12 protein-coding genes and 1 pseudogene are annotated in these 16,163 nt (G+C 62.0%); 10 read left to right on the top strand and 3 right to left on the bottom strand.

Features of this window, described 5'->3' with window-relative positions:
* Nucleotides 1-8 precede the first annotated feature (8 nt).
* Nucleotides 9-1,472 carry a right-handed parallel beta-helix repeat-containing protein gene (locus tag AB7M23_RS15580; protein WP_454241245.1) on the top strand — a complete coding sequence of 488 codons (1,464 nt, stop codon included), beginning with the start codon at nt 9-11 and terminating at the stop codon, nt 1,470-1,472.
* Here the strand turns inward: AB7M23_RS15580 and AB7M23_RS15575 are convergent.
* Nucleotides 1,447-1,893: a GNAT family N-acetyltransferase gene (locus tag AB7M23_RS15575; RefSeq protein WP_099774252.1), complete on the bottom strand. Its 447-nt coding sequence runs from the start codon at nt 1,891-1,893 to the stop codon at nt 1,447-1,449. The two genes, AB7M23_RS15580 and AB7M23_RS15575, sit on opposite strands and share 26 nt — an antisense overlap.
* Before the next feature lie 213 nt (nt 1,894-2,106).
* Between AB7M23_RS15575 and AB7M23_RS15570 the strand changes: the two genes are divergently transcribed.
* The 9 genes and pseudogenes from AB7M23_RS15570 to AB7M23_RS15530 all read left to right on the top strand — a co-directional run bounded on the left by AB7M23_RS15570 (nt 2,107) and on the right by AB7M23_RS15530 (nt 12,892).
* Nucleotides 2,107-3,705 carry an inorganic phosphate transporter gene (locus AB7M23_RS15570; protein ID WP_454241244.1) on the top strand — a complete coding sequence of 533 codons (1,599 nt, stop codon included), beginning with the start codon at nt 2,107-2,109 and terminating at the stop codon, nt 3,703-3,705.
* 48 nt (nt 3,706-3,753) lie between these two features.
* Nucleotides 3,754-4,098, top strand: a complete 345-nt coding sequence (locus AB7M23_RS15565) for a hypothetical protein (RefSeq protein WP_099774250.1) — start codon at nt 3,754-3,756, stop codon at nt 4,096-4,098.
* A gap of 163 nt (nt 4,099-4,261) precedes the next feature.
* The gene (locus AB7M23_RS15560; protein WP_102053429.1) at nt 4,262-4,681 is read left to right on the top strand and encodes a DUF7832 domain-containing protein; all 420 of its coding nucleotides are present in this window, start codon (nt 4,262-4,264) and stop codon (nt 4,679-4,681) included.
* Between the two features lie 29 nt (nt 4,682-4,710).
* Nucleotides 4,711-5,100: a tautomerase family protein gene (locus tag AB7M23_RS15555; RefSeq protein WP_102053430.1), complete on the top strand. Its 390-nt coding sequence runs from the start codon at nt 4,711-4,713 to the stop codon at nt 5,098-5,100.
* A 91-nt stretch (nt 5,101-5,191) separates the two neighbouring features.
* Nucleotides 5,192-7,297 (top strand): elongation factor G, encoded by a 2,106-nt coding sequence (fusA, locus tag AB7M23_RS15550; RefSeq protein WP_454241243.1) that lies wholly within the window; start codon nt 5,192-5,194, stop codon nt 7,295-7,297.
* 143 nt (nt 7,298-7,440) lie between these two features.
* The gene (locus AB7M23_RS15545) at nt 7,441-8,892 is read left to right on the top strand and encodes a SulP family inorganic anion transporter (RefSeq protein ID WP_065760775.1); all 1,452 of its coding nucleotides are present in this window, start codon (nt 7,441-7,443) and stop codon (nt 8,890-8,892) included.
* A gap of 102 nt (nt 8,893-8,994) precedes the next feature.
* A pseudogene (locus tag AB7M23_RS15540) lies at nt 8,995-10,277 on the top strand (bifunctional O-acetylhomoserine aminocarboxypropyltransferase/cysteine synthase).
* Between the two features lie 221 nt (nt 10,278-10,498).
* Nucleotides 10,499-12,454: a DNA topoisomerase III gene (locus AB7M23_RS15535; RefSeq protein WP_454241242.1), complete on the top strand. Its 1,956-nt coding sequence runs from the start codon at nt 10,499-10,501 to the stop codon at nt 12,452-12,454.
* A gap of 48 nt (nt 12,455-12,502) precedes the next feature.
* On the top strand, nt 12,503-12,892 hold the full coding sequence (locus AB7M23_RS15530) for a VOC family protein (RefSeq protein WP_099774243.1): 390 nt from the start codon (nt 12,503-12,505) through the stop codon (nt 12,890-12,892).
* 79 nt (nt 12,893-12,971) lie between these two features.
* On the opposite strand, the gene AB7M23_RS15525 is transcribed toward AB7M23_RS15530, so the two are convergent.
* Both AB7M23_RS15525 and AB7M23_RS15520 read right to left on the bottom strand, forming a co-directional pair.
* On the bottom strand, nt 12,972-14,354 hold the full coding sequence (locus AB7M23_RS15525; RefSeq protein WP_454241241.1) for a DUF1329 domain-containing protein: 1,383 nt from the start codon (nt 14,352-14,354) through the stop codon (nt 12,972-12,974).
* An 81-nt stretch (nt 14,355-14,435) separates the two neighbouring features.
* A complete protein-coding gene (locus AB7M23_RS15520) occupies nt 14,436-16,130 on the bottom strand; it encodes a class I adenylate-forming enzyme family protein (RefSeq protein ID WP_454241240.1) in 1,695 nt (564 codons plus the stop codon).
* Nucleotides 16,131-16,163 lie beyond the last annotated feature (33 nt).

Below are 16,163 nucleotides of genomic sequence, written 5' to 3'. Positions count from 1 at the left end.
GAACCGCCATGGCCTTGTTTGCCCGTCACCTCTACCTTCCCTGCCTGGCGCTGTTGCTGGCTGGCAGCGCTCACGCCGCCAGCCAGAGCCTGCCGCTGCAGCAGTCACTCAGCACCGTTGCCACTGCAGAGCACCAAGCACACCTGCAACAGCTGCAGGCCCAGGCCCGTGAGGCTGTGCAGATGCACATGCCTGAACGCCCGCGCCCTGCCGGACGCGGCAGTGTCAGCCTGCAACCAATGTTCTCTTCCCAGGGCGGTAGCTGGCCGTTCGAGCCGTTCGTCAACAACGGCCTGTTCCGAGCGATTGCCGGCTATCAGGCGCACCACCCCAACGCAGTCCTGATTCGCAGTGGCAGCGTTACCCTTGCGCAACTGCATGACGCCCTCAAGGACGAGCGCATCCTCAAGCGCTACAAGGACGGCTACCTGCTCAGCTACCCACTGATGATCGCCAGCGACGGTGGCCTGGTGCTCGAAGGCACCAGCCTGTACCTGTACAGCTACTCCGGTACAGCGCTGATCAACCAGGGCTGGCTGGGCCTGAACCAGTCTCGCCTGGAGAGCGTCGCGGGCGACAAACCAGGCAGCACTGACCGGGCCTGGCGGCCGTTTGTGGTGGCCTGGGCCGGCAGCCACACCCAGGTGCTGAACTCTACCCTCAACCGCCTGGGCTACAACGCCAACCTGTCGCGTGGCCTGAGTACCGCCCTGAGCGTGCAGCAACCCGCCAACAGCCGACCGGCGACGCTGCTGGTGCGTAACAGCCAGTTCAACGAACTCAGTGCAGTAGAGCTGCAGCATACCCTGGCCCAGTTCGACAGCAATCGCTTTGAGCAATCACAGCAATACGCCCTGGACATCCGCGACAGTCAGGCGCTGATCAGCCAGAACCAGATCCGCGGCGTCGACAACAACAGCGCCATCCGCCTGCGTGGCAACACCCGGGCGCTGGTCGAGGGCAACCTGATCCTTGGCGCCAACAAGGCTGCCATCGAGGTCAGCGAACAACACGGTGCACTCGTACTGAGCGGCAACCGCATCGGCGCCAGCCGGGGCAACGGTATCCTGCTGCGCAGCCTGCAACCCACGGGCACTGCACCGCTGCTGATTGACGACAACCTGATCGGCAGCAGCCAGGGTAGCGCGATAGATGCCAGTGAAGTCGCCGCGGCAACGCTGATCAACAACCGTATTGGCAACACCCCGGAATATGCCGTCAGCCTGCGCAATGCCAGCGCCCTGCCCGGCCCGTTGATTCTTAGCGGCAACACCCTGGGCCAGGTCGGCAAGGCGGTGGTGCGGGTCGAAGGCTTGAGCCGGATGGACCTGGGGCCTAACCGCTTCAACGGTACCCCCCTGCTACAGAACCTGTTGATCGGCGATTTGCTGCCCGTACAGAGCCTGCTGCTCGACGCCACCCTGCGTCAGCACCAGGTGATCCGCGTCAGCCAGGTGGCTGCCGTGCAATAACGCGCTGCATGCGCACAAAGCAATCGTCCTCACCCACCGCTTCAAAGCCCCGGCGCCGGTACAACCCCTGCGCCGGGTTGCTCTTGAATACGGTCAGGCGCAACAACGGCAGGCGCCGCGCTGCCGCCCAGACCGCCAACTGCTCCAACGCCCAGGAGCCGACGCCCTGCCCCCGGGCGCTTGCAATCACCTGCAGCTCGCGAATGAACAGCGCCCGGGCATCCTGGCTCAGGCTGCAAAAACCCAGTAACTGCTCGCCCTCGACGATCAGCCATTGCTCACGCCAGGTCCAGGCTTGATCAAAGGCTTCATCCATCCACAGGAGGTCGTACTCCCGGTAATACGGCAGCATGTTGTCGCACGTCAGCGCGCGAGCAAAAGGCAAGTGCTGGTCAGTAGCGCGAATCAGTTGCAGGGTCATTAAACGATCAACCAAAAATGCCGGCCTTGCCGACGAAGGGATCAACAGCGTATCAGCGCCTGTACGGACGCTGTGGACGATACAACGCTTGTCAGTAAAACGTACGCACTTACAGGTTTACTTGATCAAGATCAGATCGCCATCACTGTTTGTTTCTATGCTGGTCACGCACGGCTCGTTACTTCATGGCAAACGCTACCTGGACCCCTTCTCATGACCACCCCGACACTGGCGACACGCTCTGCACTTTCAAGCGTTAGCCAAACTCCCAGCCGCGCCACGCTGACCCTGTTTTTCTCCTTGTTGCTGGCCGGGTTGGTGTACACCGCCTGGAGCCTGTTTCGCGATGTCAGTGCCAGTGGCACGGTGATTACCACCTGGACACCCTTTGTCCTGCTGGGCGTAGCCCTGGTAATCGCTCTGGGGTTCGAATTCGTCAACGGTTTCCACGATACCGCCAACGCGGTGGCCACGGTCATCTATACCCATTCGCTCCCGGCCTCGTTCGCCGTGATCTGGTCGGGCTGCTGGAATTTTCTCGGCGTACTGTTCTCAAGTGGCGCAGTAGCCTTCGGTATCGTCGCGTTGCTGCCGGTGGAACTGATCCTGCAAGTCGGCTCGTCGGCCGGCTTCTCGATGGTCTTCGCCCTGCTACTGTCGGCGATTGTCTGGAACCTGGGAACCTGGTGGCTGGGGCTGCCGGCTTCATCGTCACACACCTTGATCGGCTCAATCATCGGCGTTGGCGTGGCCAATGCCCTGATGCACGGTCGCAACGGCACCAGCGGCATAGACTGGACCCAGGCCAGCAAGGTCGGCTACTCGTTGCTGTTGTCACCGGTGGTCGGTTTTGTCTGCGCCGCCTTGTTGCTGCTGACCTTGCGCCTGTTGGTCAAGCGCAAGGCGCTGTACCAGGCGCCCGTCGGCAACGCACCACCGCCCTGGTGGATTCGCGGGATGCTGATCCTGACCTGTACCGGTGTGTCCTTCGCCCATGGCTCCAACGACGGGCAAAAAGGCATGGGGCTGATCATGCTGATTCTGGTCGGAACCCTGCCGATGGCCTATGCACTGAACCGCACCATGCCCGCTGAACAATCCGTGCAATTCGCCTTCGTGGCCGAGGCCACCCAACAGGCGCTGGTGCGCACGGCGCCACAGCCGGCCCCCGACGATCCGCGACAGACCCTCACCACCTTCATTCGCAGCCAGCAGGCAAATGCCGATCTGCTACCCGCCCTGGCCGCGCTCGCCGGCCTGATTGGCCAAGAGGTCAAGGGATATGGCTCCTTTGCCGGCGTACCGGCCGAGGCCATGGCCAATGTGCGCAACGACATGTACCTGACCAGCGAAGCCATTCGCCTGATGGACAAGCAGAAGCTGATCCACTTTGATCCGGCGACCCAGGCCACCCTGCAAGACTTCAAACGGCAGATCGACGATGCCACGCACTACATTCCCCTCTGGGTGAAGGTTGCCGTGGCCATCGCCCTCGGGCTGGGCACCATGGTCGGTTGGCGGCGGATCGTGGTGACCGTCGGCGAGAAAATCGGCAAGACCCACCTGACCTACGCCCAGGGCGCCAGCGCCGAACTGGTCGCGATGTTCACCATTGGCGCGGCAGACCTGTACGGCTTGCCCGTTTCGACCACCCATGTGCTGTCCTCTGGCGTGGCCGGCACCATGACCGCCAATGGCTCGGGCCTGCAGCTACGGACCATCGCCAACCTGCTGATGGCCTGGGTACTGACCCTGCCGGCGGCGATTGTGTTGTCGGGTAGCCTGTACTGGTTACTGCGCCAGGTGTTCTGAAACAGCAGCCATACTCAAGGCACCCTCGCCACCTCGCGGAGCCTTGCCATGGCTGAACTGCTGCGCCACATCTGCCGTCTGCTGGACAATGGGCTGAACAAGGACGTCTTCGACAACCTGCGCAACTTTCTCATGTGCTCGCTGCTGCTGGCGGCTGGCAGCAGCACGCTCACCGGTGATGGCCAAGTGTATTTCGGCCTGTTCGCAGCGCACATGGCCGGCGTCGGGCTGATAGCGCTGGCCGTTTTTCTGATGCTGCTGAACATGGCCGACGGCCTGCGCAAGCTGTCCAAGGCCCGCCATCCGCTGCTCCTGCAGGTCATTCTGTGCCTGGTCTACATGCTGTTGGCGGTGCGTGTGGTAGAGATTGTCTGGGAGTTTCGTGCCACCTGAACCCGCAGCTCGCGGACCCGCGTCCAGGCATCCGCCTGCAAGCACTGCGCCTGCCCACCCCTACTCGTCATAGTGATACATGGGGCCTTGGCTGCGAGCAGGCAGCGTTGTGGTGTAGGCTAACTGCCCTGGAAGAATAATGATTCAAAAAAGGATGAGCCCCATGACGTACGATGACGCCTCCTTGCGAGCCCTTGCCACACTGCCCCACACCGCCCTGTTCGTCGCCTGGGCCGTGCAACGGTCCCTGACCAGCCGTAACTTTCAGGCAGACTTCGACTACGAGATCAATTCGCTGGTTGAACGTACCCTCACGCCCGGCCTGTTCTTTCGCCAGTGCTGCGACAGCAGGCTCAACGCTGAAGACCTCAACCGCCAGGGCAATGCCTTCGTCGCCCACTACCTGGCCATCGAGAACGGCCAGTTTGCCGCCGACTGCCAGGACCTGCTGGCGACAAAGGGTGATCGCCCCAGCAGTGTGGCCGACACCTGGGACAACTTCGACAGGCTGAAACCACGCCTGGATGAACGCTTTGCGCAGTGGCAAAAGGACCTTTACCTCGCAACCAGCACCACAATCTGACCCAGCACATTTCCAAGGATGGATTACCCATGGCACAAATAAAGGTCTATGGCCTGCGCTCGACACTGGAGCGCCACCGCACAGGACTGTCGGAGGCGATTCATGCCGCAGTGATGGCTGCACTGGCGTATCCGGTCGAGAAACGTTTCCAACGTTTCATTGCGCTGGACCCGGCGGATTTCCTCTACCCCGACGACCGCTCACACCAGTACACCATCATTGAGATCAGCCTGTTCGAGGGCCGTTCGGTACAGGCGAAGAAAGCACTCATTCGCCTGTTGTTCCTGTACATCGGCGAACGCACCGGTATCAGCGCCCAGGATGTGGAAATTACCCTGTCTGAAACCCCGCGGGAGAACTGGGGTATTCGCGGCCTACCGGGAGATGAGCTGGGGTTGAACTACAAGGTTGAGGTCTGACAGGCGCCGTATGTCCGGGTGGCGCCCGCCGAGTGTCGATTGTTCTGCTACTTTGGGAATACCCAGCACGCACACGTACAGGTGACCCATCATGGCGCGCACCACTCCCATCGAGCTCTACCGCAACATTGGCATCGTTGCCCACGTAGACGCCGGCAAGACCACAACCACCGAACGCATCCTGTTCTACACCGGGGTCAACTATAAAATGGGCGAGGTGCATGACGGCGCCGCGACCATGGACTGGATGGCCCAGGAGCAGGAGCGCGGCATCACCATCACCTCGGCAGCCACCACGGCTTTCTGGCAAGGCTCGACCAAGCAGTTCCCGAACAAGTACCGCTTCAACATCATCGACACCCCCGGCCACGTTGACTTCACCATTGAAGTCGAACGCTCGCTGCGCGTGCTCGACGGTGCGGTGGTGGTCTTCAGCGGTGCCGATGGCGTCGAACCGCAGTCTGAAACCGTCTGGCGCCAGGCCAACAAATACCATGTGCCTCGCCTGGCCTACATCAACAAGATGGACCGCCAGGGCGCCGATTTTCTGCGGGTGGTGAAACAGATCGACAAGCGCCTGGGGCACCACCCGGTGCCGATTCAACTGGCCATCGGCGCCGAGGAGCACTTTGTCGGGCAGATCGACCTGGTGAAGATGAAAGCGATCTACTGGAACGACGATGACCAGGGCACCAGCTACCGCGAGGAGGAAATCCCCGACGCGCTGCGGCCACTGGCAGAAGAATGGCGTGCCCACATGATCGAAGCCGCCGCCGAAGCCAACGACGAGTTGATGAGCCTGTACCTGGACGGTGTCGAACTGAGTACGGCGCAAATCAAGGCAGGATTGCGTCAGCGCACCCTGGACAACCAGATCGTGCCGACGATCCTCGGTTCGTCGTTCAAGAACAAGGGGGTGCCGCTGATGCTCGACGCGGTGATCGACTACCTGCCGGCCCCTTCGGAAATCCCGGCCATCAACGGCACCGACCCGCAACACGAAGACAAGCACCTGGAGCGTCACGCCGACGACAACGAGCCCTTCTCGGCCCTGGCCTTCAAGATCGCCACCGACCCGTTCGTGGGTACCTTGACCTTTGTCCGGGTCTACTCCGGGGTATTGTCCTCAGGCGATGCGGTACTCAACTCGGTCAAGGGCAAGAAGGAACGGGTCGGGCGTATGGTGCAGATGCACGCCAACCAGCGTGCCGAGATCAAGGCCGTGTGCGCAGGCGACATCGCCGCACTGATCGGCATGAAGGATGTCACCACCGGCGATACCCTGTGCGACATCAACAAGCCCATTATCCTTGAGCGCATGGACTTCCCCGACCCGGTGATCTCGGTGGCCGTGGAGCCCAAGACCAAAGCCGACCAGGAAAAAATGGGCATCGCCTTGAGCAAACTCGCCCAGGAAGACCCGTCGTTCCGGGTCAAGACCGACGAGGAAACTGCACAGACCATCATTTCCGGTATGGGTGAGTTGCACCTGGACATCATCGTCGACCGCATGAAGCGCGAGTTCGGCGTCGATGCCAACATCGGCAAACCCCAGGTAGCCTACCGCGAGAAAATCCGCAATACCTGCGAGATCGAAGGCAAGTTTGTCCGCCAGTCGGGTGGTCGCGGCCAGTTCGGTCATTGCTGGATTCGCTTTTCGCCAAGCGATGAAGGCAAGGAAGGCCTGGAATTCACCAGTGAAGTGGTCGGTGGAGTCATCCCCCGTGAGTACATCCCGGCCATCCAGAAAGGCATCGAAGAACAGATGCAGAACGGCGTACTGGCCGGCTACCCGCTGATTGGCCTGAAAGCGGCGGTGTTCGACGGCTCGTACCATGACGTCGACTCCAACGAGATGGCCTTCAAGATCGCCGCGTCGATGGCCACCAAGCAACTTTCGCAAAAAGGCGGTGCAGTGCTGCTGGAGCCGGTGATGAAGGTCGAAGTGGTCACACCGGAAGAATACATGGGGGATGTGATGGGCGACCTCAACCGTCGGCGTGGCGTGATCCAGGGCATGGACGACAGCCCGGCGGGCAAGGTGGTGCGTGCCGAAGTGCCACTGGGAGAAATGTTCGGCTACTCCACCGACATGCGCTCGATGTCCCAGGGCCGGGCCAGTTACTCGATGGAGTTCATTCGCTATTCAGAAGCGCCAGCCAGCATTACCGACGTGATTATCAAGAAACAGGGCTAGCCGCCACGGTACGCGGCCCTAAAGACAACACGGCCAACCAGCAGGCTGGCCGTGACATTTCCAATTGCGTAAGATCCGCTCCCCTTCTTGCCAACACCGTTGACCGCGGCCGGTTTCGCCGGTCGGTTTTTTTCAGGTACCCCATGAAACCCATTCGCCTACGCGCCGAGGCCCTGGCCGGCCTTACCACGTCCTTCGCCCTGCTGCCCGAATGCATCGCCTTCGCGCTGGTCGCGCACCTCAACCCGCTGATGGGGTTATACGGTGCGTTCATTATCTGCACCTTGACCGCCCTGTTCGGTGGGCGACCAGGCATGATTTCCGGCGCTGCCGGGTCGATGGCGGTGGTAATCGTGGCGCTGGTGGTGCAGCACGGCGTGCAGTACCTGCTCGCCACGGTGCTGCTGGGTGGGCTGATCATGGTCGCCTTCGGCCTGCTGCGGCTGGGCAAACTGGTGCGCATGGTGCCGCACTCGGTGATGCTGGGGTTCGTCAATGGCCTGGCCATCATCATTGCCCTTGCCCAACTGGAGCATTTCAAGAGCGCAGAAGCCTGGCTCAGCGGTGCCCCGCTCTACCTGATGATCGGGCTGGTCACGCTGACGATGGCCATCGTCTACCTGCTGCCGCGCCTCACCCGCGCAGTGCCACCGGCGCTGGTTGCAATTCTGGGTGTCGGCCTTGCGGTGTACCTGCTTGACCTGCCGACCCGCACCTTGGGCGACATGGCCCATATTGCCGGCGGCCTGCCAGTATTTGCGCTGCCCCAGCTACCCTGGAACCTTGAAACCCTCGGCATCGTCGCCCCTTATGCGATTTTGATGGCCTTGATCGGCCTGCTGGAAACCCTGCTGACACTTAACCTTACCGATGAAATCACCGAAACCCGTGGCTACCCGGATCGCGAGTGCGTAGCACTGGGTGCAGCCAACATGGTTTCAGGGCTGTTCGGCGGCATGGGTGGATGCGCGATGATCGGCCAAACGGTGATCAACCTAAGCTCCGGTGGCCGTGGTCGCCTCTCGGGCGTGATCGCTGGGGTGATGATCCTGCTGTTCGTGCTGTTTCTCTCGCCGCTGATCGAGCGCATCCCGCTGGCCGCGCTGGTCGGGGTGATGTTCGTGGTCTCGCAGCAGACCTTCGCCTGGGCCTCGCTGCGGGTGTTCAACAAAGTGCCCTTGAACGACGTACTGGTGATCATCTCGGTGACCGTCATCACGGTGTTCACCGACCTGGCCACCGCCGTGCTGTGCGGGATCATCATTGCCGCCCTGAACTTTGCCTGGCAGCAAGCCCGCGAGCTTTACGCAGACGGCCATCTGGAAGCCGATGGCAGTAAGCGCTACCAATTGCATGGCACGCTGTTCTTCGCCTCGACCACCCAGTTCCTGAACCAGTTCGACCCGGCCAACGACCCGGCCCAGGTGACGCTCGATTGCCGCCACCTGAGCTTTGTCGACTACTCGGCAATCGCCGCGCTGAAGACATTGCGCGAACGCTATGCCAATGCCGGCAAGCACCTGCGGGTGCTGCACTTGTCTGAACGCTGCAGGCAACTGCTCAGACGCGCGGGCATGCACACACCAGGCGAGTGAGTCGCAGGAGGAGCGTTTCAGCAGGCCTGGCAGCTCTTGACCGACGCAGACACTGCGGCCCATGCTCACGCTCCTCCAACCGAACGCTCAGGGAACGACTGTATGAAGCTGGAAACCTTAGCCATTCACGCGGGCTTCAGCCCCGATCCAACCACGAAGGCTGTTGCCGTACCGATCTACCAGACCACCTCCTTCGCCTTTGACGACACCCAGCACGGTGCCGACCTGTTCGACCTGAAGGTGGCTGGCAATATCTACTCGCGGATCATGAACCCCACCAACGACGTCCTGGAAAAACGCATGGCCGCGCTTGAAGGTGGCGTCGGCGCACTGGCCGTGGCTTCGGGCATGGCTGCCATCACCTACGCCATCCAGACCGTGGCCGAGGCCGGCGACAACATCGTCTCGGTGGCCAAACTGTACGGCGGCACCTACAACCTGCTGGCCCACACCCTGCCGCGCTTCGGCATCCAGACCCGCTTCGCCGCCCATGACGACATTGCCGCGCTCGAGGCACTGATCGACGACAAGACCAAGGCGGTGTTCTGCGAGTCCATCGGCAACCCGGCGGGCAACATCGTCGACCTCCGAGCACTGGCCGACGCCGCGCACCGCCATGGCGTGCCGCTGATCGTCGACAACACCGTCGCCACCCCGATCCTGTGCCGCCCGTTCGAGCACGGTGCCGACATCGTCGTGCATTCGCTGACCAAGTACATCGGTGGCCACGGCACCAGCATCGGCGGCATCGTGATCGACTCTGGGAACTTCCCCTGGGCTGAATACAAGCAGCGTTTTGCCCTGCTCAACACCCCCCTGACCCGTCCTACCACGGCGTCACCTACACCGAAGCCTTCGGCCCGGCAGCCTTTATCGGCCGCTGCCGCGTGGTACCCCTGCGCAACACCGGCGCGGCACTGTCGCCGTTCAACGCCTTCCTGATCCTGCAAGGCCTGGAAACACTGGCCCTGCGCATGGAGCGCCATACCGAGAACGCGCTGAAAGTGGCGAACTACCTGCGTGAGCATGAACAGGTCGCCTGGGTGAAATACGCCGGCCTGCCGGACCACCCCGAGCATGAGCTGGCCGTGCGCTACACCGGTGGCAAGCCGGCGTCGATCCTCTCCTTCGGCATCAAGGGCGGCCAGGAAGCCGGGGCGCGCTTCATCGATGCGCTGAAACTGGTGGTACGCCTGGTGAACATTGGCGACGCCAAATCGCTGGCCTGCCACCCGGCCTCCACGACCCACCGCCAGTTGAACGACGAAGAACTGGAGAAGGCCGGAGTGCCACGTGACATGGTGCGCCTGTCCATTGGCATCGAGCACAGCGACGACATCCTGGCCGACCTGGCGCAGGCGCTGAAGGCCTCTGCACAAGGCTGAGTCGGTTTTTTTAGCGTTAGCAGGGTTGCTACTGGTGGGCAAGGCTCACTCCCACAACCTGCGAGGATCAGGCAGCTGGCAAGACCGCACCCGCGGATTGCCCAGCCCCTGGCAAACCCGCAGACACAATTGACTGTACATCCATACAGATAATGCTTGCCTCTCGCCGCCACCCTGCGCATGCTATGCAACTTCTATAGCCGCCAGACTCATCATCGGCCATGCGCCTCTTTCTCTGCGAAAAACCCTCCCAGGCCAAGGACATCGCCAAAGTCCTCGGCGCCAACCGGCGCGGTGATGGCTGCTGGGTCGGCAACGACCTCTGCGTAACCTGGTGTATCGGCCACCTGCTGGAAACCGCACCACCTGACGCCTACGATGCCCGCTATAAACGCTGGGTACTGGAAGACCTGCCCATCGTGCCGCAGCAGTGGAAGATGCTGGTCAAACCGAAAACCGCCAGCCAGTTCAAGGCGGTGAAACGCCTGCTCAGCGAAGCCCGTGAACTGGTCATCGCTACCGACGCCGACCGCGAAGGTGAAATGATCGCCCGTGAACTGGTCGAGCACTGCCGCTACCGTGGGCCGATTCAGCGCCTGTGGTTATCGGCACTCGACGATGCCTCGATCCGCAAGGCGCTGGCAGCGCTCAAGCCCGGTGCCGCTACGTTCAGCCTCTACCACTCGGCCCTGGGTCGCTCGCGGGCCGACTGGCTGATCGGCATGAACATGAGTCGCCTGTTCACCCTGCTCGGCCGTCGCTCCGGGTACCAGGGGGTGTTGCCGGTTGGCCGGGTGCAAACCCCTACCCTGCGCCTGGTGGTCGACCGCGACCGCAGCATCGCCGACTTCGTGCCGGTACCGTTCTGGGCCATCGAGGTGACGCTGAGCAGCGCCAATGCGAGTTTTACCGCGCAGTGGCGCGCCCCGGAAGACGCCTGTGACGATCAGGGCCGCTGCCTCAACCCGGTACTGGCACAGCAGGCCGCCGAGGCCATTGGCGGCGCGGCCAGCGCTGAGGTAGTGAACGTCAGCACTGAACGGGTACGCGAGGCCGCCCCGTTGCCCTTCGACCTCGGCACCCTGCAGGAGCTCTGCTCGAAAAAGCTGGGCCTGGGCGCCCAGGAAACCCTCGACATCGCCCAGGCGCTGTATGAAACCTACAAGGTCATCACCTACCCACGCAGTGACTGTGGCTACCTGCCGCTGAGCCAGCACAGCGAGGCCCCGGCCATTCTCGCCGCACTGGGCCGGGCCGACGCCAGCCTGGCCGCACTGCAACCCTATCTGGAGCCGCAACGCCGCTCACGCGCCTGGAACGATGCCAAGGTCAGCGCCCACCACGGCATCATCCCTACCGCTGCGGCCATCGACCTGGGGCGCTTGCCGAGCAAGCACAAGGCGGTGTTCAGCCTGATCCGCGCACGCTACCTGGCGCAGTTTCTGCCCAACCACGAATACGACCGCACCGAGGCCGACTTCGACTGTGCCGGTCAGGCCCTGCGCGCCGTTGGCAAGCGTATCGTCGAACCCGGCTGGCGCCGCGCCCTACCCGAAGCCCTGAACCCAGGCAAAGGTCGCGAAACGCCGGCAGCGCAGGTGTTGCCGGCACTGAGCAAAGGCCAGCACTGCACCGTGGCCGGGGTCAATCTCAAGGACCTCTGGACCCAGCCACCCAAACCGTTCACCGAGGGCGACCTGATCAAGGCCATGAAGAACGTCGCCAAGCTGGTCGACGATCCACGGCTCAAGCAAAAGCTCAAGGACACCACTGGTATTGGTACCGAGGCGACCCGTGCCGGAATCATCCAGGGCTTGCTCGACCGAGGCTACCTGGTGAAGAACGGCAAGGCGTTGTCGGCCACCCCGGCGGCCTGCAGCCTGATCGACGCCGTACCTCGGGCCATTGCCGACCCAGGCACTACGGCTATCTGGGAGCAGGCACTGGACATGGTGCAAACCGGCGAGATGAGCCTGGAGGCGTTCGTTGCCAAGCAATCGGCATGGATGAGCAAGCAGGTCGAGCGATGTGCCGGGCTCAGCCTGAACATCAGCGGCCCGGCAGTTCCAGCCGGGGGTAGCAGCGCCCCCTGGAAAAAGAAACGCAAGGCCGCAGCGCGTAAACCATCGAGCAGCGCCAAACGTCCGAAGAAAACCGCGGCGCCAAAGGCCCGCTGAAAACGTGTATACACATCAACTGGATCAACTCAAGGTCAGGGACTGCCCATGAAATTTGCCTACACCATTCTTTACGTACCCGATGTCGCCTCATCGCTGGCGTTCTTTGAACAGGCCTTTGGCATTAACCGGCGCTTTTTGCATGAGTCTGGCGACTATGGCGAACTGGACACCGGTGCCACCACCCTGGCTTTCGCTTCACGGGCGCTGGGCCAGGCCAACCTGCCAGAGGGGCTGGTAGTGGCAGCTGAATCAGCCCGGCCGCTGGGCATGGAAATCGCACTCGCCACCGATACTGTCGAGGTCGCCCACGCCCAGGCACTGGCCTGCGGAGCAACCGAGCTCAAGGCCCCCGAGCAAAAGCCCTGGGGGCAAACCGTGTCGTACCTGCGCTGTCCCGATGGCTTGCTTGTGGAGTTGTGTACGCCGATGGCGTAACGCTGGCGTCTGCGCCGACAGAAAAAAGCCCTGCCGGAGACCGGCAGGGCTTCAAGGTGCAGCCACTACAGTGTAACGATCAGCGACCGATAGCCCGCGCCGCGTCGGACGTGTACATGTCCGGCGTGAACTTGCTCTCGTTGAGGATCGGCCCCTTCTTCGCCTCGTTGGTCATCCCGTAGCCGGTGTACTGGCCCGAGTTCAAGTCCATGAAAAACTGTGAACCTGCCTGCCAGCCGCTCATGTCCGGATGGTAGTAGTAGTTGATCATTGCATGCTTCCACAGCTGCCCACGGGCATCGTAGTTATCGGCCATGACCGCGTTCCAGGTGTCTTCGTCAATGAACAGCACCCGCTTGCCATAGACGTGGCGATAGCCTTCCTTCAGGTCAGCCTCCACCACCCAGACACGCCGCAGCTCATAACGCATGAACTCAGGATTGGGGTGGTTGGGCGTGAGCATGTCAGCGTACTTGATGTTCCCCGCGTTCGGTTTGAACGCGTTGGCCGGGCTGTAGATTTCACGCTTGCCAATCAGTTTCCAGGTGTAGCGTTCCGGCGCGCCGTTGAACAACCGGTCCTCATCGACCGTCATGGTCCCGTTGGTGCCGATCATCGGTTGGTCATAGCCGTAGCCCGGCATTTGCCGGACACGCCGGGTCGACGGGCTATAGCTCCAGGCCTGGCGGGATTCGGTGGCGAAGTTGTAGGGTTCATGGGCAATGCTGATCACGCCGTTGTCACGGGCCGGTTTCAGCGTGGTGTTGTAACTCATCGCCTGGACCTTGTCTTCGGTCTTGGGTTCGACCGTTGGCGAGTTGGCCTGCGAAAGGTTGCGCGCATGAGCACGGCCCCAACCGATACTGCCGTTGGGCAATACGGACGCCAGGTCGCTGATCTTTTCCTCGGTGTAGGCGCGCGCCGGCAACTGATGGTTCCAAAGCACTTCCATGCCATTTTTCGGAATCGGGAACGGTATCTGGCCGAGCCCTTCAATGCCCAGGCCGTCATTGACCAGCTTGGCAGTCAGCGCATTCTGCATCGCCCGCCGGCACACATAATCGGGGTAACGGAAATCCCGATGCCCAGGGTAGACGTTCATCTTGTAGGTGGTCGGGTACTTCTTCAGCAAGGCTTTCTGGCCTTCGGTCAGGTGCGCCTCGTACTGGCTCATGTTCTGTGCGGTGATCACCAGGATCGGCTTCTCCGACGCGTAAGGGTCCACAGGTTGGTCACCCGAGAACTTCACGTGATTCCAGCCGGGGACCTCACCCAGGTATTTGCCGGTGTACGGGGGAATGGTTCCTGCAGCATTACCGGCCTGCTCGGCACCGACGCAGGTCAGTTCCTTGCCCAGCTTGGCGGCTTCCTGAGGCGACACCTCGGCGTATGCGCTACCGATAATCCCGGCATTGGCGGTTAATGCGGCTGCGAGCATGACACCTGTTCTTGTTATTTTCATGTATTGCCTCCTTCGCTGATAAGGCTTGCGGGTATGGGCCTATTGTTCGTGTTCTGACGGCGCCAACATCGTCCGGAAAGACTAAAAATCAAGGTGCTTCCACCTTTCTTTCAGCGCGCTCTTGAGCACTTTGCCGGTGGCGTTGCGTGGCAGTGGCTCAGCCTGCGAGTACACCCGCGCCGGAACCTTGTAGCCCGCCAGCCGCTGGGCAATGAATGCACAGACGTGCGCTTGGTCGGGCATCTGCCCGGTATTGCCGTGAATGACCAACGCCACGGCTTCACCCAGTACCGGATCGGGGATGGCAAATGCCGCCGCCTCGTCAACACCGGGCATTTCACTGACACAGGCTTCAATTTCGGCCGCCGAGATTTTCTCGCCACCGCGGTTGATCAGGTCCTTGAGCCGCCCGGTAATGCAAAGAAACCCCTCCTCGTCCAGGTAGCCGATATCCGCCGTGTCGAGCCACCCGTCGCGCAAGGCCTCGGTGCTGGCCTGCGGCAGGTTCCAATAGCCGCTCATCAGGGTTGGCGAACGCAGCCAGATCAAACCACTGGAACCGTTGGGCAACGGCTGCTGCGGGTCGTCGCCAATGCGCACATCGACAATCGGCAATGGCCAACCGGCCGTTGCCGGTTTGTAGACGAACTGATCGCCCCCAATAGCCGCACCGATGCCGTTGCTTTCCGTCAGGCCGTAACCGCTGCCACAAATGGCCTCGGGCTTGCGCGCGATCATCTCGGCCAGCAAACCACTGGAGGACGCACCGCCCCCAAGACCCAGCCCGAACAGGCTGGCGGTCTGCTCGGAGCCAAAGCGTGGCGATGCGAGCAATTGCTGCATCATGACCGGTGCGCCGCTGAACTGGGTACAGTGCTCCTCACAGATCAGATCGAGGGCGCGTTCGACGTCCCACTTGTACATCAGCAGCAAGCGCCGGCCACTGCGCATTGCCGAAAGGAACTGCGCATGCAACCCGCTGACATGGAACAGTGGAACCGCCATCAAGGTGGTGGGTGGGTAGCCGCTCTGGATCACCCCACTGATGAGTTCAGGTGAGCTCAGCGCGCAGAATGCGCTCTGGAACTCCAGTGCGGTCAGGGCCTGACAGATCGCTCGGTGGCTGGACACCACGCCCTTGGCCCGGCTGGTAGTGCCGGAGGTGTAGAGGATCAGTGCCGGTGCGTCAGGGTCAATAGTCACCACTGGAACAGGCAAGCGCGCGTCGGCCAACAGGTCTTCATAGCGAAGACAGTACTCGGGCAGCTGTACCTGACGTTCCGTTCCCACAACGATCGTTGGCAGCTGGTCGCCGGCCAGGTCGTCTTGCAGCACACTTAGCCGCGGTTCATCGCACAGCAGCACGCGGGCACCGCTGTCTTGCAAGCCATGCAGCAACTCGTCACGCAGCCCCCAGCTATTGAGCGGTACACACACCGCGCCGCAACGCTGGATCGCGGCGAATGCCACCAGCCAGGCCGGCTGATTGCGCATGGCAATGGCAACCCGCTCGCCGGGGCGCAGGTCAAAACAGGCGACCATCTGCCCCGCCAGCCGGTCAACCTGATCGAAGTACTCGGCAAAGGTCAGCCGCTGGGCTTGCCACACCAGGAACTCGCGCTCACCGTGCACACGACCGGCATCAATTGCTTCCACCAGGTTGTATGCGGTGTGCCGAAAGAAACGTGCACCACCCTCCTCCGGGCTTACCACTTCAAAAGGCGAGCCCGGTGCAATCAATTGCTGCCAAGCGGTTTGCCATCGTTCAATGCTCATGTGTCGTTCTCCAGGGCAACCGAGACGTCGCGC

Source organism: Pseudomonas sp. HLS-6 TE3448 (genome assembly GCF_053629555.1).
Note: the sequence above shows the minus strand (reverse complement) of the source record. Positions and strands in the feature narration are given on the sequence as shown.